Genomic DNA, 260 nt, shown 5'->3' with positions numbered 1-260 from the left:
GAAATTGAGTCCATACTTGATAAAGCAAAAACCTACTACCCTGACTCACATAAAATAGAAGTTCTTGCCTTAGATATTCAGTCAAGCAAGCACTCCACTTTACTTTCGATAGCAAGGCAAATCAACAGTCAACTTGAAAAGTCTCGGTACAGTAAAGAAGACGGCAGTAAATCCATCTATGAGCTCAAGGATGAGTTAAATCAGATTCATCAAGGTTATCCTTTCACGCCAAGTTCGTTATCTAGCGATGTTTTCGGTCA

The 260-nt window shown here is 38.8% G+C and carries 1 pseudogene; it reads left to right on the top strand.

The features are described from left to right. Nucleotides 1-260: pseudogene (locus IQR33_RS34225) on the top strand (serine/threonine protein kinase); the annotation flags it as partial.

Origin of the sequence: Vibrio sp. OPT46 (assembly GCF_015163535.1) — a bacterium.
In the GTDB taxonomy this organism is placed as follows: Bacteria; Pseudomonadota; Gammaproteobacteria; order Enterobacterales; family Vibrionaceae; genus Vibrio; species Vibrio alginolyticus.
This window is presented reverse-complemented; position numbering and strand designations above follow the sequence as displayed.